General features: G+C 68.9%; 18 protein-coding genes. 10 read left to right on the top strand and 8 right to left on the bottom strand.

Features of this window, described 5'->3' with window-relative positions; translation table 11 throughout:
• The first annotated feature begins 120 nt into the window (after window positions 1-120).
• Both pnuC and A6I89_RS18810 read left to right on the top strand, forming a co-directional pair.
• Window positions 121-744 carry a nicotinamide riboside transporter PnuC gene (pnuC, locus tag A6I89_RS18815; protein ID WP_022595056.1) on the top strand — a complete coding sequence of 208 codons (624 nt, stop codon included), beginning with the start codon at window positions 121-123 and terminating at the stop codon, window positions 742-744.
• A complete protein-coding gene (locus A6I89_RS18810; RefSeq protein ID WP_022595057.1) occupies window positions 744-1,832 on the top strand; it encodes an AAA family ATPase in 1,089 nt (362 codons plus the stop codon). Before pnuC ends, A6I89_RS18810 begins: the two co-directional genes overlap by 1 nt.
• A 9-nt stretch (window positions 1,833-1,841) precedes the next feature.
• On the opposite strand, the gene A6I89_RS18805 is transcribed toward A6I89_RS18810, so the two are convergent.
• Window positions 1,842-3,221 (bottom strand): FAD-binding oxidoreductase, encoded by a 1,380-nt coding sequence (locus A6I89_RS18805; RefSeq protein ID WP_022595058.1) that lies wholly within the window; start codon window positions 3,219-3,221, stop codon window positions 1,842-1,844.
• 93 nt (window positions 3,222-3,314) lie between these two features.
• On the opposite strand from A6I89_RS18805, the gene A6I89_RS18800 reads away from it, so the two are divergent.
• The 5 genes from A6I89_RS18800 to A6I89_RS24715 all read left to right on the top strand — a co-directional run bounded on the left by A6I89_RS18800 (window position 3,315) and on the right by A6I89_RS24715 (window position 7,323).
• Complete coding sequence (locus A6I89_RS18800; RefSeq protein ID WP_232244708.1) at window positions 3,315-3,938, top strand: maleylpyruvate isomerase N-terminal domain-containing protein; 624 nt, start codon at window positions 3,315-3,317, stop codon at window positions 3,936-3,938.
• Window positions 3,939-3,957: 19 nt separating this feature from the next.
• Complete coding sequence (locus A6I89_RS18795) at window positions 3,958-4,698, top strand: DUF429 domain-containing protein (RefSeq protein ID WP_022595062.1); 741 nt, start codon at window positions 3,958-3,960, stop codon at window positions 4,696-4,698.
• A 107-nt stretch (window positions 4,699-4,805) separates the two neighbouring features.
• A complete protein-coding gene (locus A6I89_RS18790) occupies window positions 4,806-5,336 on the top strand; it encodes a DUF3558 domain-containing protein (RefSeq protein ID WP_022595064.1) in 531 nt (176 codons plus the stop codon).
• A 28-nt stretch (window positions 5,337-5,364) separates the two neighbouring features.
• Window positions 5,365-5,739 carry a hypothetical protein gene (locus A6I89_RS18785; protein ID WP_087576492.1) on the top strand — a complete coding sequence of 125 codons (375 nt, stop codon included), beginning with the start codon at window positions 5,365-5,367 and terminating at the stop codon, window positions 5,737-5,739.
• Window positions 5,740-5,832: 93 nt separating this feature from the next.
• Window positions 5,833-7,323, top strand: a complete 1,491-nt coding sequence (locus A6I89_RS24715; RefSeq protein ID WP_022595067.1) for a WXG100 family type VII secretion target — start codon at window positions 5,833-5,835, stop codon at window positions 7,321-7,323.
• A 23-nt stretch (window positions 7,324-7,346) separates the two neighbouring features.
• Here the strand turns inward: A6I89_RS24715 and A6I89_RS18775 are convergent, their stop codons facing one another.
• Genes A6I89_RS18775 through A6I89_RS18760 form a run of 4 tightly spaced genes read right to left on the bottom strand, consistent with a single transcriptional unit; the run spans window position 7,347 to window position 13,171 of the window.
• Complete coding sequence (locus A6I89_RS18775) at window positions 7,347-7,937, bottom strand: hypothetical protein (protein ID WP_044990759.1); 591 nt, start codon at window positions 7,935-7,937, stop codon at window positions 7,347-7,349.
• Between the two features lie 13 nt (window positions 7,938-7,950).
• Window positions 7,951-9,390 (bottom strand): HAD-IB family hydrolase, encoded by a 1,440-nt coding sequence (locus tag A6I89_RS18770; protein ID WP_022595070.1) that lies wholly within the window; start codon window positions 9,388-9,390, stop codon window positions 7,951-7,953.
• A complete protein-coding gene (locus A6I89_RS18765) occupies window positions 9,387-11,687 on the bottom strand; it encodes a glycerol-3-phosphate 1-O-acyltransferase (RefSeq protein ID WP_022595072.1) in 2,301 nt (766 codons plus the stop codon). The genes A6I89_RS18770 and A6I89_RS18765 overlap by 4 nt, the downstream gene beginning before the upstream one ends.
• Window positions 11,684-13,171, bottom strand: coding sequence for a wax ester/triacylglycerol synthase domain-containing protein (locus A6I89_RS18760; RefSeq protein WP_022595074.1), 1,488 nt, complete (start codon window positions 13,169-13,171; stop codon window positions 11,684-11,686). The genes A6I89_RS18765 and A6I89_RS18760 overlap by 4 nt, the downstream gene beginning before the upstream one ends.
• Window positions 13,172-13,341: 170 nt before the next feature.
• Here A6I89_RS18760 and A6I89_RS18755 point away from each other — a divergent pair, with 170 nt between their 5' ends.
• The 3 genes from A6I89_RS18755 (at window position 13,342) to A6I89_RS24430 (ending at window position 15,662) form a co-directional block, all read left to right on the top strand.
• A complete protein-coding gene (locus tag A6I89_RS18755) occupies window positions 13,342-13,653 on the top strand; it encodes an FmdB family zinc ribbon protein (RefSeq protein ID WP_022595076.1) in 312 nt (103 codons plus the stop codon).
• A gap of 30 nt (window positions 13,654-13,683) precedes the next feature.
• Complete coding sequence (gene fmdA / locus A6I89_RS18750) at window positions 13,684-14,937, top strand: formamidase (RefSeq protein WP_022595078.1); 1,254 nt, start codon at window positions 13,684-13,686, stop codon at window positions 14,935-14,937.
• Window positions 14,938-15,290: 353 nt separating this feature from the next.
• The gene (locus A6I89_RS24430; RefSeq protein ID WP_005514112.1) at window positions 15,291-15,662 is read left to right on the top strand and encodes a hypothetical protein; all 372 of its coding nucleotides are present in this window, start codon (window positions 15,291-15,293) and stop codon (window positions 15,660-15,662) included.
• Here the strand turns inward: A6I89_RS24430 and A6I89_RS18740 are convergent.
• The 3 genes from A6I89_RS18740 to A6I89_RS18730 are packed head-to-tail and all read right to left on the bottom strand — an operon-like array spanning window position 15,620 to window position 17,799.
• On the bottom strand, window positions 15,620-16,279 hold the full coding sequence (locus tag A6I89_RS18740; protein WP_013415586.1) for a Type 1 glutamine amidotransferase-like domain-containing protein: 660 nt from the start codon (window positions 16,277-16,279) through the stop codon (window positions 15,620-15,622). The genes A6I89_RS24430 and A6I89_RS18740 overlap by 43 nt on opposite strands.
• 3 nt (window positions 16,280-16,282) lie before the next feature.
• The gene (locus A6I89_RS18735) at window positions 16,283-17,104 is read right to left on the bottom strand and encodes a maleylpyruvate isomerase family mycothiol-dependent enzyme (RefSeq protein WP_022595080.1); all 822 of its coding nucleotides are present in this window, start codon (window positions 17,102-17,104) and stop codon (window positions 16,283-16,285) included.
• Window positions 17,101-17,799: a mycothiol-dependent nitroreductase Rv2466c family protein gene (locus A6I89_RS18730; RefSeq protein ID WP_232244930.1), complete on the bottom strand. Its 699-nt coding sequence runs from the start codon at window positions 17,797-17,799 to the stop codon at window positions 17,101-17,103. The genes A6I89_RS18735 and A6I89_RS18730 overlap by 4 nt, the downstream gene beginning before the upstream one ends.
• Window positions 17,800-17,946 lie beyond the last annotated feature (147 nt).

The following is a 17,946-nucleotide window of genomic DNA, read 5'->3' as shown; positions in this document are numbered from 1 at the left end:
GAGTCGGTAGGGCATCAGGTAGCCGATCGCATTGTGAGATCCCGGATAGACCCACGCACCCCATTGTCGAATTAGCGCAGATATGCGCTAATGTTTGCCGCGATGAGTCAAGGAGGGGCAATGATCGATTTCCTGAACTCGACGGCGTTCACCGCATTCGGTGCGCCGACGAGCTGGGCGGAGGTGCTGGGCTTCGTGACCGGGGCCTGGTGTGTGTGGTTGGTGGGCCGTCAGTCGGTGTGGAACTGGCCGATCGGGATCGCGAACAATGTGGTGTGGATCCTGCTGTTCGCTACCGCAGGGCTTTTCGCGGACTCGGCGCTGCAGATCGTCTACATCGCGCTCGCCGTGTGGGGCTGGCGCAACTGGGTGCAGGGGCGCGCGGGGGACACCCTGCCGGTCACGGGCACCACCGGGACCGAATGGATGTGGCTGGCCGGTGCGGGTATCGCCGGAACCGGCGCGCTGACACTGTTCCTCGACACCGCGACGTCGTCGACGGTCCCGTTCTGGGATGCGGTCACCACGATCCTGTCGCTGCTGGCGACGTGGGGGCAGGCGACCAAGCGGTGGGAGTCGTGGCTGCTGTGGATCGCCGCCGACCTGATCTACATCCCGCTGTACCTGCACAAGGGCCTGACGCTGACGGCGCTGCTCTACGCCGGGTTCCTGCTGCTGTGCATCCGCGGCCTGCTCGCGTGGCGACGCAGTCGGGCAACCGATCCCGCGTTGGCGGTGGCGTGATGACCGCGCTGTACCGGCACGCCCTGGTGATCGGCAAGTTCTATCCGCCGCACCGCGGACACCACCACCTGGTCCAATCGGCCGCGCGGATCGCGGACCGCGTGACGGTCGTGGTGATGGCCTCGGCGGCGGAGTCGATTCCGCTCGCAGACCGGGTGTCCTGGATGCGACAGACCCACGCCGGAGACGCGACGGTGCGGGTCACCGGGATCGCCTGTGACGCGCCGATGGACCTCGAATCGACCACGGTGTGGGCGGCGCAGGTCGCGTGCATGCGCGCGGCCGCCCGGCAGGTCGATACGACACCGATCGACGCCGTGGTCTCGAGCGAGAAGTACGGCGACGAGCTGGCGCGGTGGTTCGGGGCCACCCACGTGTGCGTCGACCCCGACCGGATCGCGCACCCCGTATCGGGGACCGCGTGCCGCGCCGATCTCGCCGGTAACTGGGACGTGCTCGACGAGCCTGCGCGTGCCGGTCTGGCAACTCGCGTCGTCGTGCTCGGCTCAGAATCGACCGGGACCACGACCGTCAGTCGCGCACTGGCACAGCGCTACCGGGACCGCGGCGGCGTATGGGCGCGGACCGGCTGGGTGCCCGAGTACGGGCGGCGAGTGACCCTGGACAAGCTGGATCGACTGCGGGCGCTGCGTCCCGACGCCGCGGTGGAGGAACTGGAATGGACCGGTGACGACTTCGCGGACATCGCGAGGGAACAGACACGGATGGAGGAGAGCGCTGCCCGGGCCGGCTCGCCGGTGCTGATCTGCGACACCGACGCCTTCGCCACCACCGTCTGGGAGCGGCGTTACCTCGGAACCGACAGCGGTCGCGCCTGGGAAGGCGTCGTCGACCGGCCGGCGATCTACCTGCTCACCGATGACGTCGGCGTCCCGTTCGTGCAGGACGGCATCCGCGACGGCGAGCACATCCGGGCCGAGATGACGCGGTGGTTCGAGGACGCGTTGACGGCGACCGGGCGGTCGTGGGTGTTGCTCACCGGGCCGTTGTCCGAGCGGGTGAGTCTCGCGGAGCGGGTCGTCGACCTCGCTCTGGCGCAGCGCTCGTCGTTCGGGGCCCCGCTGTAGGGCCCTGGGTCAGGACAGCACGGCGCCCGGGTTGAGGATCCCGAGCGGATCGAGCGCGGTCTTGACCCGCCGGTTCAGTTCCATGACATCCTCGCCGAGCTGGCCGGGCAGCCAGTCCCGCTTGAGTCGCCCGACGCCGTGTTCGCCGGAGATGGTGCCGCCCAGGGCGATTGCCAGCTCCATGACGCGGGCGAAGGCGGTGCGGGCCCGGTCGGTCATGTCGGGGTCGGTGGGGTCGAAGACGATCAACGGGTGGGTGTTGCCGTCGCCGGCGTGCGCGACAGTGCAGATGAGGACGTCGCAGTCCTCGGCGATCGCCTCGACCCCGGTGATGAGCGCGGGCAGCTGTTGCATCGGCACGCCGACGTCCTCGAGCAGCAGGCTGCCCATCGCCTGCACGGCAGGGAAGACGGATCGCCTAGCGGCGGTGAAGGCGTCGCCCTCGGCGGCGTCGTCGGTCGCGAACACCTCCGTTGCTCCGTGCTTCTCACACGCCGCGACGATCGTCGCGATCTCCTGCGCCCCGGCGGCGCCGGGCGCGTCGGACTGGGCGAGCAGCAGCGCGCGGGCGTTGCGGTCCAGGCCCATCCGGACCGCGTCCTCGACCGCGTTGATGCTCGCGTGGTCCATGAACTCGAGCATCGCCGGACGCATTTCCCGGGTGATCGCGAGGACGGCGTCGGCCGCCGACTCGACGGACGGGAACGACGCGACCACCGTCGACGCCGGCGGCTGCGCGGGGATCAGCCGCAGCGTCAGCTCGGTGATGATGCCGAGGGTGCCCTCGCTGCCGACGAACAGCTTGGTCAGCGACAGGCCGGCCACATCCTTGAGTAGCGGGCCGCCCAGCCGGACGGCGGTGCCGTCGGCTAGCACGACCTGCATGCCGAGCACGTAGTCGGTGGTCACCCCGTACTTGACGCAGCACAGCCCGCCGGCGTTGGTGGCCGCGTTGCCGCCGATCGAGCAAATCTCGTACGACGACGGGTCCGGCGGGTACCAGAGCCCGTGCTCGGCGGCGGCCTGCTTCACCTCGGCGTTGAGCAGGCCGGGCTGGGTGACGGCGACCCGGGTGACGGGATCGACGGTGATCTCCCGCATCCGCTCGGTGCTCAGCACGATCCCGCCGTCCACAGCGCTCGACCCGCCGGACAGCCCGGAGCCCGCGCCGCGCGGCACCACCGCGATCCGATGCTCGGACGCCCACCGCATCACCGCCTGCACGTCCTCGGTGCAGGTCACGCGGACCACCGCGATCGGGGTGCCGGCGTTCGGGTCGGCGGCCCAGTCCTGGCGGTAACCGGCGGTCATGTCCGGGTCGGTCAGCACGGCGCCGTCGGGCAGCGCGCCGATGAGTTGATCGAGAACAGCCGGATCCACCGTCGTCATGCGTCCATCATGCCCCCGCATGCCGGATTCGCGACCGAAGGTAACGGCCGGGCGATACCGTCGGAGCGACCGTACGTCGACGAGGGGGTTGTGGTGGCGGAGTTCGAGCAGGATCGGGATCTGTTGATCCGACTGTGGCGGATGTGGTCGAAGCGGGCCGCGGAACTGTCCGACGAGCAGTGGACGACGGAGACCCGGCTGACGGGCTGGACCGTCCGGGACGTCTACGTGCACGTCACCCCCGACGTCCTGATCGCGATGCTCGCCGCGCCCGCCGCCGACGGCGCCGCGAAGGTCACGAGCGCCTCGGAGATGCTTCGCGTCTTCAACGCCGACCCAGCCGCCACCGAGCCGCTGCACGCGCAGCTCGCCGAGATGGTCCGGCAGATGGCCGCCGACGTCGATCGCGGGACTATCGTCGAGCGCTTCGAGACCGAGCTGCCCGACGCGTTCGAGCGGCTCACCGGCCTGAGCCGCGACAGCGTCATCGCGCACCCCATCCTGGAGTCGGTCTCGCTCGGCGCCTTCCTCGACATGGCGATCCTGGAGGCGACGGTTCATTGGCTCGACGTGATCGACGCGGTCGGCGGTGACGAGCCGGAGCCGATGGCGCTCGAACGGGCGCGGGACGTGCTCGCCGCGGTGGCGGACCCGTTGGCGTTCATCGAGGCGGCGTCGGGGCGCTCGACCGGAGCTGTGCTGCCGGTGATGCGCTGAGAGCCGATAGCCTCGCGGCATGAGGACTGTCGGTATCGACCTTGCGGCCGAACCCGCGAAAACTGCTGTTGCGACCATAGATTGGGGTGATCGCTCCGCTCGGGTCGTCGGCCTGAAGCTCGGAGCGACGAACGACGACCTTGTCGAAGCGGTCCGGGGTGCCGACAGATCCGGAATCGACGCGCCGTTCGGGTGGCCGGACGCGTTCGTCGACTTCGTTCTCGCGCATCACAATCGGGAACCACGCCGCGAGCTCGAACTGAGCAATCGTGCCGGGCGGCTGCCGCTGGTTCGACGGCGGACGGACCGTGTGGTGCACGTGGTGACTGGCATCGTGCCGCTCAGCGTGTCGGCCGACCTGATCGCGCACGTGGCATTGCGGTGCGCTGGGCTGCTGGCGTGGCTCGAGGTGGCCGGGGTCGGCGTGGATCGCGTCGACGGCCCGGTGATCGAGGTCTATCCGGCGGCCGCGCTGCAGCAGTGGGGGCTGCCGTTCCGCGGGTACAAGGGGTCGGCGAATCGAGAGAAGCTCGCGCAGTTGGTCGCGAGCCTCGATGAAGCGACGCCGTATCTGGATCTCGCCGACTTCCGTGGAGCGTGTGAAGCGTCCGACGACGCATTCGACGCGGTGGTGGCGGCGGTGATCGCGCGGGCAGCGGCGGTGGGAAGGACGCGGCTGCCGAACGGCGTCGACGCCGAAGTTGCTGGTCGCGAGGGGTGGATCCACCTGCCGATGGGGCCGCTGCCGGCGCTCGCCTGATCGGGCGCTTCGTACCGTTGGTGATTCTCGAGATCGAGGGGAACCGATGGGACCGAACCTGCGTCTGTTTAAGGTGAAGCGGTCTGGAACGAGGGGAGGAGGTCCGGATGCGGGTGACTGCTGCGATCGGGCTGATCGGTGCGGGTCTGCTACTGGCGGGGTGCGGGTCGGGAACTGTGTCGGGGGATGCGGACGCTGAGGGGACGGCAGCGGGGGAACCGGTATTCAGTCCGTGTGATGACATTCCTGACGAGGTCGTCGGGGCTCTCAGCGTCGATCCCACGACTGAGGAACGCGACATCCTCGGTGTAAAGCAGCCTGGCTGGAACGTGTGTGGGTGGCGTGGCTCGGAGTACTCATTGTCGGTATTCGCGACGACCCGCACTTTGGATGAGGTGCGCACGAACGACCGTAACGAAGAGGTCGTCCCAGTAGAACTTGATGGCCGGGAGTCGTTTTCGTACCGGGAAAGCACGGACACGAATCGTGAATCATGTGATGTCGCGATGGACGCGGCAGGTGGCGCTGTGTTGGTGTCAGTCGGATTCCACGTTCTTACGCCACCGAGCAACCCCAGCGAGCCGTGCGAAGTTGCCATCGGAGCAGCTCGGGCCGTCAGTCAGTACGTTCCGAAATGAGTGACAACGATTCTGGTTGGGGGTTGCTTTGAATGAGACGAACAGCTGGTCCGGGCTGATCGCGGCGGCCGAGCAAGGTGATCTCGAACTCGAACGTGGTACCGCATCGAACTGTGCCCGGGCGTGTGACGATCTTATTGACCAGTTGACAAGAGTTCTCGATGGTACGCGCGGACTCGCCAAAATCGATGGACTAGGTTCGCTGCCATCTGGAGTGACGTTGGCATCGAAGTTTGAGCGAAAGGCAAGAGGAGGCGACTACTCGCTTGATCGAGCGATCGCCGATCACCTCCGTGTGGTTGGCGACATTAGGGACGTGTTCCTGAAGATCGAAAACCGCTACGCCGCAGCGGAGGAAGCGAATGCCGCCGCCGCGAGCGCTGTCGAATCGCAGATCAACTAAGACTTCCGGGGCCGCGCCACTGAGGGGATGGCGCGGCCTCGGATCCGCTTCGGGAGGTGTCGTCGACCGAGGCATGAGACGAGGGGGAGAAGGATGGGACTGCCGGACTTCGGTGGCTGGATCGAAGGCATCAGCAAGGACATTGTCGAATTCGGCAAGCATCCGGCGAACAAGGTGCTCGACCTCGTCACCGGCTACGACCTCAACGAACGCAGCCGCGTGCGAGACGAACAAGCCGCCGGCAACGCCGAACGGGACGAAATCTACCTGCAGCAGGCCGGGCTCTACGGCCGATTCAGCGGCAGGTTCGACGACCCGGCCCTCGGCTCACCCGAAGCTTTCGAAGCCATGTCCCACGAGGACATCAAAGCCGCCGTCGACGGAATGAACGGCGGCGCTCTGCGCGCCAGCGCGGAGGGCTGGACCAAGATCGGGCAGTCACTCGAACAGGCGCTCAACGACTTCCGCGATTTCATCACCACCGAAACCGACGGCAAATGGGAAGGCGTAGCGAAGGATTCCGCGACCGCCGCAACAGGAAGATACGCCACCGAATCCGGGAAACTCGCCGAAGCCGGCACCCTCATCGGCACCAAGATCACCGAAGCGGCCACCGGCGTCGACCAAGTCAAGGCCACCGTGCCGCCCGTCTCCAAACGCTCTCTCCTCGAGGTCGCCTTCGACGCAGGAATGCCCACCGCCGGCCTCTTCAAACGCCTGTTCCACGACCAAGACGAGGCACACCAGGAAGCCATCCAAATCATGCGGACCGTCTACACCCCGGTCATGCAGCAGGCCGACACCAACGTGCCGAGACTCCCAGAACCTCCCCGTGTCATCGCCGAGAACCAAGGGGCATCGCCCTCGAGTGGTGGTGGTGGTGCACCCGGCATCGGCACGCCGGGCTCGCCCACGCCCTACACCGGGGGACCGAACTCGGGATCGCCCACCCCGCCAGTGCAGACTCCTGGCAGCCCCATACCTGGCGCAACACCCGGAACGGGTTCAACACCCGACGCGTTCAACCCCATCGCTCCGGGCGCCCAGCCCACCTCCAACGACCAGTTCACCGCCCCGGCCGATGCCACGATAACCCCGGCCGCCGCCTGGACCGCACCCGCGGCCGCCACAGGGCTCGACGGCACCCGCGCGGGACAGTCCGGCTACGGAATCCCCGGGATGGGCGGAGGCTCCGGAACCTACTCGGGCACAGGCAGTTTGGGATCGAACACAGGGTCGGGCATCGGCGCAGGAGCAGGAGGCGGCGCCGGCGGCTACGGAGGCGGCATCCTCACAGGCGGATACGGCTCCGGCGGAATGGGGTCCGGTGGATCAGGAACCGGAGGCGGCGCCGCAGGATCGTCGCCGAGCGCCACCGCCGGCGGAGCAACGGGAACAACTGCCGCCGGCACCGCAGCACGAAATGGTGCAGTCGGCGGCGGCATGATGCCCGGCGCCGGTGCCCGCGGGCGCGGCGAAGACGACGCCGAACACAAGACGCCCGGCTACCTCGTCAACGTCGACAACGGCAGCGAACTCATCGGCAACCTGCCCCTGGCCGCCCCACCCGTCATCGGGAGCTGAGGCGGCCGGGGCTCGCGCCAGCTCTAGACGCCGATCAGCTGCTTGGCCGCCGCGACGGCGGCCGGGGCGTCCAGGGACGGCATGTCGTCCCACTGGCCGCCGGTGATCGTCACCTTGACCGCGGGCGTCTCGACCGTCGTGACGATCACGCCGGCGACAGCCGTCGTCATCGGCAGGGTGTAGGCGACACCGCCCGCCTTCTCGATTGCGGCATCCGGAAGGACGGAGAGCTTGCCGGCCTCGAGGTCACTCACCGCCGGAACCTCACCGGTCCCCGGCTCGATTAGCACCTCGACAGAGCGGATCTCGCTCAGCGAAGTGGCGCCCTCCGGGGTCTCCCAGTTGCAGATCACGCCGTACTCGTCGGCCGCGTTCGACGGGCTCTCCTCCAGCCCCGCAATGTACTGCGCAACCGTCGGCGCGACGTCCCCACAGCTCGAGAACCGTGCCAACACGTCCGCACCCATGTCAGCGCCGTCACCCGCGACCGCGTCACCGGCCACCGTGCCGAACGTAGCCTCCGAGGCGGCGGTCTCGGCATCGTCGGAGCCGCAGGCGCTCAGCGCCGCAGCCAGAACTAGAACCACAGGAACAAACCGGGCGTTTCGGGTCATGCAGGCACTGTACCTACGCCTTCACCGGCCCCGCCCGCAGCACGTCGTCGAAGCGCTCCCGGACCTCGGCGACGTGCTTGTCGAGGTCCTCGACCGTCCAACCCTCGGTGCTGATCGGCTCCAAGACGTCGACGTACACCTCACCGGCGTGCGCGACGAACGAGTTGCGCCACATCAGATCCCCGGCGTTGTGGATGACGATCGGCACGATCGGCACCCCCGCCTGCATCGCCAGATGGAAGCCGCCCTTCTTGAACCGGCCCAACCGGGGTGTGGGGGAGCGGGTGCCCTCCGGCGCGATCGCGATCGACGTGCCACCGCGCAGCTTGTCGACCGCCGGCTTCAGCGCCTCCCGCGCCTGCGCACTGTCTGTCCGGTCCACATACGCGACGTCGAGCAGCATCCCCACCGCCGCGAACCGCGGATCGTGCGACGCCTCCTTCTTCGCCACGCCCGTCGCGTCCCGCTGGATCACCTTGCCGATCAACAACATGTCCAGCGAACTCTGATGGTTGAACATGAACACCGCCGGCCGGGCATTCCACGCGTTGTCCTCGCCGGTGATGTGCACGTCGACGCCGCACAGCCGCAGCGCCAGATCCGGGCCGTACGTCCCCACCAGATTCGCCGCCGTCCGCCGATTCCCGGACAGCACCCCGGCCGTCGCCCCGAGCGCCGTCGTCGCCATCAGCGCACTCAACGCCAGACCTGTCCGGGCCGTCGCCACCGGCGTCGCACCCCGCTCCGGCCTCGGCAGGTTTACCGACAGCCAGCCCTCCGCCCGTGCGATGCCCGCCAGCTTGCGATCCGGATTCAACGCCACCGGGCGCCCCACCGAATCGAGCATCGGAACATCCTCGGCGCCATTGGAATACGCGAACGCCTCCGACAGCGGCGCCCCCGCCTCCTCTGCGAACGCTCGCACCGCCTTCGCCTTCTCCGGACCCCACAGCGCCGGACCGGTGAGCTTGCCGGTCAGCATGCCGTCCACCACCTCCGGCCGGCTGCACAGGATCTCGTCGATCCCCAGGTCGTATGCGACGTCCTGCGCCTGATACACCGTCGCCGACGTCGCCAGCACGATCCGGTGGCCGGCCCGGCGGTGGGCGTCGAGCAGGCGTCGGACATCGGGGAAGATCATCGCGGCGATGTCCTGCCGGAACAGCCGCTGACTCCACTCCCGCAGCTCGTCCTCGCGTCGCCCGGCCAGCCCGGTGACCGCGATCTCCATGAGCCGGCCCACGTCGGCGCCGCGGAACTGGGTGTCGAAGGCGGCGCCGGTGGTGCGGAGCAGTTCGGCGACGCTGATATCGAAGCGGCGCAACCGGTCCCGGTACACGACGCTCGCGGTGTAGCCGGTGATGAGGGTGCCGTCCAGATCGAACGCAGCCAGCGTCTTCGGCCCCTGCGGGGCGGCGGCGATCGCCGAGTAGATGTCCTCGAGACGGTTCATCGATCCGACCCCGTTCCCTCGACGAATTCGGCCGCCGAGTCGGCGCCCTTCACCTCGTCCAGCTTGGCGTGGGCGCGGGCACGGATCTCGCGCACTCGGCGCACGAGGGTGCGGATCTCGTCGGCGAACGCGCGGCGCCCCGTCTCCACCGACAGGTCGTCGTTCTCGATCAGTCGGCGGTTGCGGGCCAACTGCAGAGCGGTGGCGAACAGTTCCGAGGAGACCGACTCGCTGCTCGCGATCTGCTGCCGGAGCCGACGCTGCTGTGCCAGCGCGAGACACTCGGCGAGGAAGGTCTTCTCGTCGAAGTTCTTCGCCACCGGCGCATCCAGTAGGTGATCGGCCACCACCTCGTACGCCTCCAGGAACGGCTGCAGCACCCGGTGCGCGAGATACGGACGCACCTCGTCGAGGATGTGCGCGACGTGCTCCGGGTTGCTCAGGTCGCTCTCCCACGCCGGATCGATGAGGCTCAGTTCCGACCGCAGCTCCTCTCGGAACGTCGTCTTGTCGCTGAAGAAGAACTCGTACTTGAGCAGGTCGCGGATCCGTTTGGCCTCGGCCCAGCCGTCGGTGAGTGGATCGGCGAACTTCTCGTCCACCGCCGCGCACAGCACCATCTCGGCGATCGCCCGCACCAGCAGGAAGTGAATGGTGTTGTTGCGGTAGAAGGCTGCCACCAGCCCCTGATCCTTGCCGAGGTAGTAGACGCGCTCGTTGCCCTCGTCGTACCGCTCGAGCACCCCGGAATCGAGGTGGGTGAACAGCGCCCGGCGGATCACCTGCGGGTTGGTGAGGTCGACGTCGCCGGCCGTCGGCAGCTTCCGGGCGATGATGTAGTCGACCAGCGGGCCGAGGATGAAGCCGAGCTCGGGCACGGTCAGTGCCCGGTCCTCGATGCCGAGGAACGCCAGCATCACCAGCGACGACGCGGTCACCGGGGTGACCTCGTTGATCCGGTGGCTCACCTCGATGCCGGTCTTCTGGATCGCCAACCGGAAGTCGTCCTCCTGCGCCAGCGAATCCCGCAGCGACAGTGGACGTCCCACCGTGACGTGTGCGACGCCGCGGCGCTGGCCCTGCGCACGGACGTAGCCGACCATCCAACGGAAGCTCTCCTTCCGCTTCGCCGCGCCGTGCGCCTCCGCCGCCATCGCGCTCACCTCGTACAACTGGTCGTACACCAGCGAGACGGGGACGAGGTAGACGTCGGACGCGTCGGACGACTGGAAGGCCTTCGCCAGATACGTCAGCAGCCCGTACCGGGGCGGCCGCAGCTTGCCGGTGCGGGAGCGTCCGCCCTCGATGTACCACTCGAGGTTGAACCGCTTGTTCATCAGGAACCGCATGTACTCGCGCAGCGTCCACTTGTAAATCTCGTCGCCGTCGAACTTGCGGCGGATGAACACCGTGCCGCTGCGCTTGCTGATCGGGCCGATCGGCCAGAAGCTCACGTTGAGCCCGCCCATCACGTGGTTGAGCGGCAGGTCGTTCGCGAGCAGCGCCGGCCGCAGCACCAGCGGGTCGAGGTAGGAACGGTGGCTCGGCAGGAACACCAGCGAGTGTTCGCGGTTGAGTTCCCGCAGCTCCTCGAACCGCGTGGTGTCGACGTCCAGGCGGTAGGCGCGGGAGAAGTAGCGGCCCAACTGATCCCACACTGCGATGGCCCGTCGGCTCTGGGCAGCCACCATCTCGTCGAGATCCGCGCGGGCCCGACGTTCGACGTCGACGACGGTGAGATTGAGTTGCGCGGCAAGCTTCTTCACGCCCGCGGTGAAGCGCCCGGTGTCGGTGATCTCCTCGACCACGAACCGCGACACCTTGTACTGCGTGCCGAGCAGGTGCCGTTCGGCCCGCTCGAGCGCGAGCGCGGCCTGACGCCGGATGAAGTCGGGCAGCGACCCGCCGCCCCGCTCCGCGAGCCGCTCCCGCATCTCGGTCAGCGACGCCGGATCGCCTTCGATCACCTTGCACCGCGCGGGATCGGAGCGCAGCACCCGGCGTTGCGCGTTGGGCGCGATGTGCAGCGGATCCCGGGCCGAGAGCACCTCGCGGAGGCGTTGCCCGCGATGACCGTTCGCGGTGTCGGGCATCCACACCACGCGCACCGGCGTCAGGACGGGATCGTCGTCGCGCAGCACCAGCGCCGACATCGCCTGGCCGGTGGTGGCCATGGTGACGGTCGGCTCGCCGGACTCGGCCTCCCGCCGGCCCAGCCACGTCCGCAACACCCGGTCCTCGGTGTCGGTCATCTCCTCGGTGAGATAGATCCGCGGATGGCGGTCGGCTTCGGTCATCGCTGCGCTCCCTCCTCCGCGTCCTCGGCGGCGCCGCCCAGCGCCACCACCTCGTCGAGGCTCTCCTGCAGGCAGCGCATGAACAGCGCGGGTTCGGTGACCGACGCGGTGTCGATGTTGACGCCGATGCAGCACGTCCCGACGTGCGAGACCATCGTCGCCATCACCGCGCAGCCCGGCGCCGGCCCGAACGGGAACATCCGCTCGATCCGCGCGCCCGCCAGGTACACCGGGACGGGCACCCCCGCGACGTTCGACGCCTGCAGGTCCAGGCCCGACGACTGCGACAGGTACCACTCGGCGAGCAGCCGGGTGGGCAGCCGCACCAGTAGCGGTGAGGCGGCCTCGACGATGTCGAGCGCGGGTTCCTCCCGCAGCGCCAGCACGATGGCGCGCACCTTCCGGATCCGCTTCGCCGCGTCGGGCTCGGTGGCGGGCCCGGCGAACCGCACCGCGGCGATCCGGTTCCCGCCCGACGGATCCGACGCCGCCCGCATGTTGATCGGCATCCCCATCGGAACCTTGCCGACCTCCGCGCCCATCTCCTCGTGATAGCGGCGGAAGCCGCCGAGCAGCGCCGCGATGTACGCGTCGTTGACCGAGCCGCCGGCCGCGTGCGCCGCGATCCGCAGCTCGTGCAGGCCCACCTCGAGCACCCCGAACCAGCGTCCGAGCCCGCGCTCGCGCAGCAGTGGCGAGCCGGTCGCCGGTGGCGGTTGCACGACCCGGCGCAGCGACCCGGCGTAGTCGAGCACCTCGCCGGCCGCGTCGAACGGGCGCGTGACGGCGGTGACCGCGGCACGCAGGGACCCCGACACCAACCCGGCAACCCGGCTCGGGGCCTTCCGGATCCCGGAGACCACGTCGCGGCCGAGCGCCCCGAGATCGGACAGGTGCTCGGGCGGCGCGGGATCGCGATCGGGTTTGTCCGGCGTGGGCTCCGGACGGCGGCTGTGCAGCAGCGCCATCATCTGGATGCCGCCCATGCCGTCGGTGATGCTGTGGTGCGTCTTGACGACGTACACCGCGCGCCCGTCGTCGAGTCCCTCGATGAGCATCGCGATCCACGGCGGACGGGCCTTGTCGAACGGCTCGGTCGCCAGGTGCCGGCAGACGCGCAGCGCATGATCGAGGTCGCCCCTGTCGCCCGGCAGCCGGATCCGGCGCAGGTGGTAGTCGAGGTCGAACTCGGGATCGACCGACCACACCGGGTTGCCCAGCCCCAGAGCCGGTTCCACGGCCCGCATCCGGATCCGGGGAACGATGTGCGACGCCCACTCGTGCGCGCGTACCAACCGGTCCCAGTCGGGCGCCTTGTCGAGGATGTCGACCGCGACGATGGGCGTCCGCAGTTCGGGACGCACCTCCTCCATCCGCCACATGCCGGTCTCGAAGTCCGACATGGTGCGGCTCTGACCCCACGCGACCGCGGACAGATCGACATCCACCGCGCTCGGTGGAACGAACGGTTGTCCCTCGGTCATACGCGCTCCTCGGCGATCAGTCCTCGGTTCGATTCGACGTCGTCTCAAGTGTGGACCCGTTCGCGCGGCAGCGTCCCCGGATTGGACGCTTCCGGGTCCGGACACCTGGGACAACTCGGATCCCGCGCGGGAGTGCCGCCGGTCCGTTAACGTTCGGGGCACTTCGATCCTTGCCCCGGCGAAAGGACGCGGTCATTCCTCTCTACCAATTCCGGTGCGCCCAGTGCGGTCCGTTCGACCGGCACTTCCCGATGGCGGACGTCCCCGACAGCTCCGACTGCCCGCACTGCGCGTCGGACGGGCGCCGGCAGATCACCGCCACCCGGCTCGGCCGGGGCGGGTCGGCGTCGATGCGGTTGCTCGACGCGACCGCCCGCTCCGCGAGCGAGCCGACCGTGGTCTCCGGGCCGGCTCCGGGCGCTCGGCGCACCCCGCAGAAGGTCACCACCAATCCGCTCCACCGAAAGTTGCCCCGCCCCTGAGAAATCCGCCCGTCCGCGCTAGGAGGCTCGATGCCCGAATTGCTGTTTCCGCTGGATTCGAACAAGAAGTTCACCGAGCAGGAGAAGATCGGCCACAACCGGTGGCACCCCGACATTCCGGCGGCCGTGACCGTGAAACCGGGCGACTCGTTCCGGGTGCACTGCCGCGAATGGTTCGACGGCGCGATCCACAACGACGACTCGGCCGACGACATCCTGAACGCGCCGCTCACCACCGTCCACACCCTGTCGGGGCCGTTCGCGGTGGAGGGTGCGAAGCCCGGTGACCTGCTGGTCGTCGACATCCTCGATCTCGGACCCATTCCGCAGGAGGATTCGGGGCCGCTCGCCGGCCAGGGCTGGGGCTACACCGGCATCTTCCCGCGCGACAACGGCGGCGGGTTCCTCACCGACCAGTTCCCCGACGCGTACAAGGCGGTGTGGGACTTCGCCGGGCAGACGGCGACGTCGCGGCACGTGCCGCACGTGAAGTTCACCGGCATCGTGCACCCCGGCCTGATGGGCACCGCCCCGTCCCACGCGCTGCTGGGCAAGTGGAACACCCGCGAGGCCGCGCTGATCGCGACCGACCCCGACCGGGTGCCGCCGCTCGCGCTGCCCCCGGAACCGCGGGACGCGATCCTCGGCTCCCTCTCGGGCGCCGACTTCGACCGTGTCGCGGCCGAGGCCGCCCGCACCGCGCCGCCCCGCGAGAACGGCGGCAACCAGGACATCAAGAACCTCACCAAGGGCAGCCGCGTCTTCTATCCGGTGTTCGTCGACGGCGCGAACCTGTCGGTGGGTGACCTGCACTTCTCGCAGGGCGACGGCGAGATCACGTTCTGCGGCGCCATCGAGATGGGCGGCTTCATCGATCTGCGTGTCGACATCATCAAGGGCGGCATGGAGACGTACGGCGTCTCGGAGAACGCGATCTTCATGCCCGGCAACACCGACCCGCAGTACTCCGAGTGGCTCGCCTTCTCGGGGACGTCGGTGACCCTCGACGGCGAACAGCGCTACCTGGACTCGCAGCTGGCGTACCAGCGGGCGTGCCTGCACGCGATCGACTACCTCACGAAGTTCGGCTACAGCCCGGAACAGGCGTATCTGCTCCTCGGTGCCGCGCCCATCGAGGGCCGGTTGTCGGGCGTGGTCGACATCCCGAATTCGTGCGCCACGGTCTATCTGCCGACCGCGATATTCGATTTCCCGGTCGCGCCGTCCGCCGACGGGCCCGTGCAGATCGATCCGGGAATCGGGGCGCCGCACTCGGCGCGCTGACGCATCCATTTCCGGCGGCATCGTCGGCGGCCCTCACGCCGCCGGCGGTGCCGTCCTAGGGCTGCGCAGACTACCAGGACAAAGCGCCTTTTCGGGGTGCTACGACCGGACCCCGCCCGAATTCTTTGTGTCGAGTTTCGTGCGAATGTAACTGCAGGTGAACGGCAGGTTTCGTTACCTAATCGTGATGATCAAACCGTAACGCCTCGGTCATTCGTCACGTTAGCGTCGATCTCAATCGCCCGGCGCTATCGAAGCGTTACGCGATGACACAACATCTACATTCTCGTCGCCCGGATCGTGATGTCCGACTGTGCGAGATCGGGCCGTCGGGGAGAAAGGGGCGCGGAGTCGTGAGCGCTTCGTCGAACTGCATCGAGAACTACATCGCGGCCATGTTCGCGTACGAATTCATGGACGGCGGTGTCGACCTGGACTCGCTCGAGCGCATCCACCGCGGTGACGTCCGCGACTGGGTCGGTGCCGTCGCGGGATCGGGTCTGTTCACCAACGCGCAGGTTGCGCGCGTCGATGCCGGTTGGCGTCACGATCCCAAGTCGCTCCTCGACACCCTGCTCTCCGAGGCCGACGAGATGACCGTCAAGCGGTGCGAGATGACGTGGGCCGCTCTGGACCGCATCGAGTCGCCCGCCGAGCGTCGCGAGCTGGTTGCCGTCGGTGGCTACAGTGCCGCGGTGGCGCCGGCGTCCACGACGATCGCCTGATCGTCGGTCAACATTCGATACCGAACCCCGGCAGCACGGCAGGCCTCGACCATTCGGGCCGCCTCGCTGCCGGGGTTCGCCGTATCCACGGACCCGTCGGCGGCGGCCGCGCAGTGCGGCACGATCGAGAAGTCGACGAAACCCAGCCCGTCCCACCGTGGTTCGACGCCGCACACGGGCGCCACCTCACCCGGATCGTCGGCACTGTCGATCCCGACCAGTGACGGCGACATGATGCACGCCCCGGCGCTGTACCCCGCATAGGCCAGCCGTCCGTCGCGGACCAGGGCGGCGAGTACCGCGTCGCCGCCGCTGCGCGCCAACTGTGCGCGCAGCACGAACGTGTTGCCGCCGCGCACCCACACCGCCCCGAATCCCGACAGCGTGTCCGCCAGCCGCTCCGGGGCGCCGACGTAGTGGCGCAGATCCACCTCGGTCGGGGTGAACCCGAGCCTGCGGAGCGGGACGACGTCGCTCACCAGAGCCGACTCCCGCGCCCGGGCCGGCCACGCGTCCGCGGCGTTCGCGATCACCGCGATCGGTCCCGGCCCGCCCACGAGCTCGACGAACCGGTCCACGTGGGCGCCGAAACGATACGACGACAGGAACAGGCGCACGGGTCAGATCGTGAAGGCCAGGTGGTCGACGATCCGGCGACCCACCTCGGTGTCGCCGCCCAGTTCGAACTCCGGTACGTGCTCGGCCGCTGTCGTGCGACCGGTCGCCAACCGCGTGAACAGGCGCGAATCCATCGCGATCCCCGACGTCGCCGGCCCGGACAGCTCCGGCACCACCGCGGCGCGTCCGTCGACCTCCACGTGCAGCGTGCGGGCCAGCGGTCCGGACAGCTCGAACGTCACCCGGGCGCCCTCCGGGGCGTGGCCCAGCTTGCCGACGACGAAGCCGAGTGCACCGGCGATCTCCTGGAACGCCAGGTTGCCGCGCGAGCCGCCCTCGTCCCCGGCGGGACCGCCCAGCGCATCGCGGATGTCGTGCTCGTGAATCCAGCAGTCGAACAGCCGGATTCGCATGAAGCGGCCGTACGTGGCCGGTCCGGCCGGGGTGACGGCGGCCGCGTCGAAATCGTCCTGCGTCATGTCGCCGAGCACCTCCAGCCGGCTGGAGGTGATCTCCCGGAACATCGCGAGGATCTGCGGCCCGGTGTGGGCGCGCAGCCCCTCCACCCAGCGTTCGTTGAGCGCGCCGATCTCGTTGCGCACGTGGGCCAGTCCGTGCACGTCGATCGCCGTCGACGGCGGTTCGAGGCCGGACAGCATCGACTCCGTCCCGATGATGTGCGAGACGACGTCGCGCACCGTCCACCCGGGCAGCGCGGTCGGGGTCAGCCAGGCGTCGCCCTGCACGGTGGAAAGCACGTCGTCGAGCACCGCCCACTGCTCGGACAGTGCGTCGACCAGGATGCCCTGGGGGAACTCGCTCATCTGTCACTCTCCGTTTCCGCCGCGGGGAGGTCGACGACCCCACCTCGATCGACACTCTGCCAGTCGCGGCCCCGCACGTACGGCTCCAGCGCGCGTCCGATGTCCGCGGCGTCCGACGCGCCCTTGATCCGCTGGATCTCGTAGACGTGCGGGAATTCGAGCAGCTCGGTGACGGTGTTCCAGAGCCGCACCGCGGCCTCGCCCGAGGGCGGATCGATCAGCACCGGGCCGAAGAACGCGGTGCCCAGGACGAACAGCGTCGGCACCCCGAATCCACCCGCCGCCACCACCCGGTCGTGATCCGCGCGGACGTCGTCGTGCGTGGTGGGATCGGCGAGAGCGGCGTCGAGTAGCGCCGGATCGAGGCCCAGGCGTTCGAGCAGGCCGCGGGCTACCGTCGGGTCGTGCGGTTTGCCGCCGTCGACGTGCAGCAGGTGACCGGTCGCGAAGTACCACCGGTCCAGCAGATCCATGCTCTCGCGGCGCAGCAGCGCACCGACCCGCATCAGAGACCACCCGTACGACCACTCGCGCTCCCACGGGTGCTTCTGGTCGTCGCGGCGGTTGATCTCCTCGAGGCTGAAGAAGCGCCACGCGATGTCGATGCCGGTCTCGGCGCGTACGTGCCGGATCCAGCGCGACGCGTGGAACGCGAACGGGCACATCGGGTCGAAATGGAAGTCGACCGAGGTGATCGGCTCGGCGTCGGTACCCCTGTCCGTGGCCACCCTGCCACTCTAGGACCGATCGACGGCCGAGGCGACGACTCGACACGCAAACGTCGGACCGGGTCGGCTTTTCGAACGATTCGGGCGAAACCGCTCCGGAGATGCAGCCGAAGG

Source organism: Prescottella equi, assembly GCF_002094305.1.
Classification (GTDB): domain Bacteria; phylum Actinomycetota; class Actinomycetes; order Mycobacteriales; family Mycobacteriaceae; genus Prescottella; species Prescottella equi.
Note: the sequence above shows the minus strand (reverse complement) of the source record. Positions and strands in the feature narration are given on the sequence as shown.

Bases quoted from the DNA above. Each gene is read 5' to 3' on its own strand.
- A6I89_RS18770 (WP_022595070.1), bottom strand. From the start codon at position 9,390: ATGAACCGTCTCGAGGACATCTACTCGGCGATCGCCGCCGCCCCGCAG.
- A6I89_RS18735 (WP_022595080.1), bottom strand. From the start codon at position 17,104: ATGAGCGAGTTCCCCCAGGGCATCCTGGTCGACGCACTGTCCGAGCAG.
- A6I89_RS18805 (WP_022595058.1), bottom strand. From the start codon at position 3,221: ATGACGACGGTGGATCCGGCTGTTCTCGATCAACTCATCGGCGCGCTG.
- A6I89_RS18795 (WP_022595062.1), top strand. From the start codon at position 3,958: ATGAGGACTGTCGGTATCGACCTTGCGGCCGAACCCGCGAAAACTGCT.
- A6I89_RS18810 (WP_022595057.1), top strand. From the start codon at position 744: ATGACCGCGCTGTACCGGCACGCCCTGGTGATCGGCAAGTTCTATCCG.
- A6I89_RS18760 (WP_022595074.1), bottom strand. From the start codon at position 13,171: ATGACCGAGGGACAACCGTTCGTTCCACCGAGCGCGGTGGATGTCGAT.
- A6I89_RS18790 (WP_022595064.1), top strand. From the start codon at position 4,806: ATGCGGGTGACTGCTGCGATCGGGCTGATCGGTGCGGGTCTGCTACTG.
- A6I89_RS18765 (WP_022595072.1), bottom strand. From the start codon at position 11,687: ATGACCGAAGCCGACCGCCATCCGCGGATCTATCTCACCGAGGAGATG.
- A6I89_RS24715 (WP_022595067.1), top strand. From the start codon at position 5,833: ATGGGACTGCCGGACTTCGGTGGCTGGATCGAAGGCATCAGCAAGGAC.
- pnuC (WP_022595056.1), top strand. From the start codon at position 121: ATGATCGATTTCCTGAACTCGACGGCGTTCACCGCATTCGGTGCGCCG.
- A6I89_RS18775 (WP_044990759.1), bottom strand. From the start codon at position 7,937: ATGACCCGAAACGCCCGGTTTGTTCCTGTGGTTCTAGTTCTGGCTGCG.
- fmdA (WP_022595078.1), top strand. From the start codon at position 13,684: ATGCCCGAATTGCTGTTTCCGCTGGATTCGAACAAGAAGTTCACCGAG.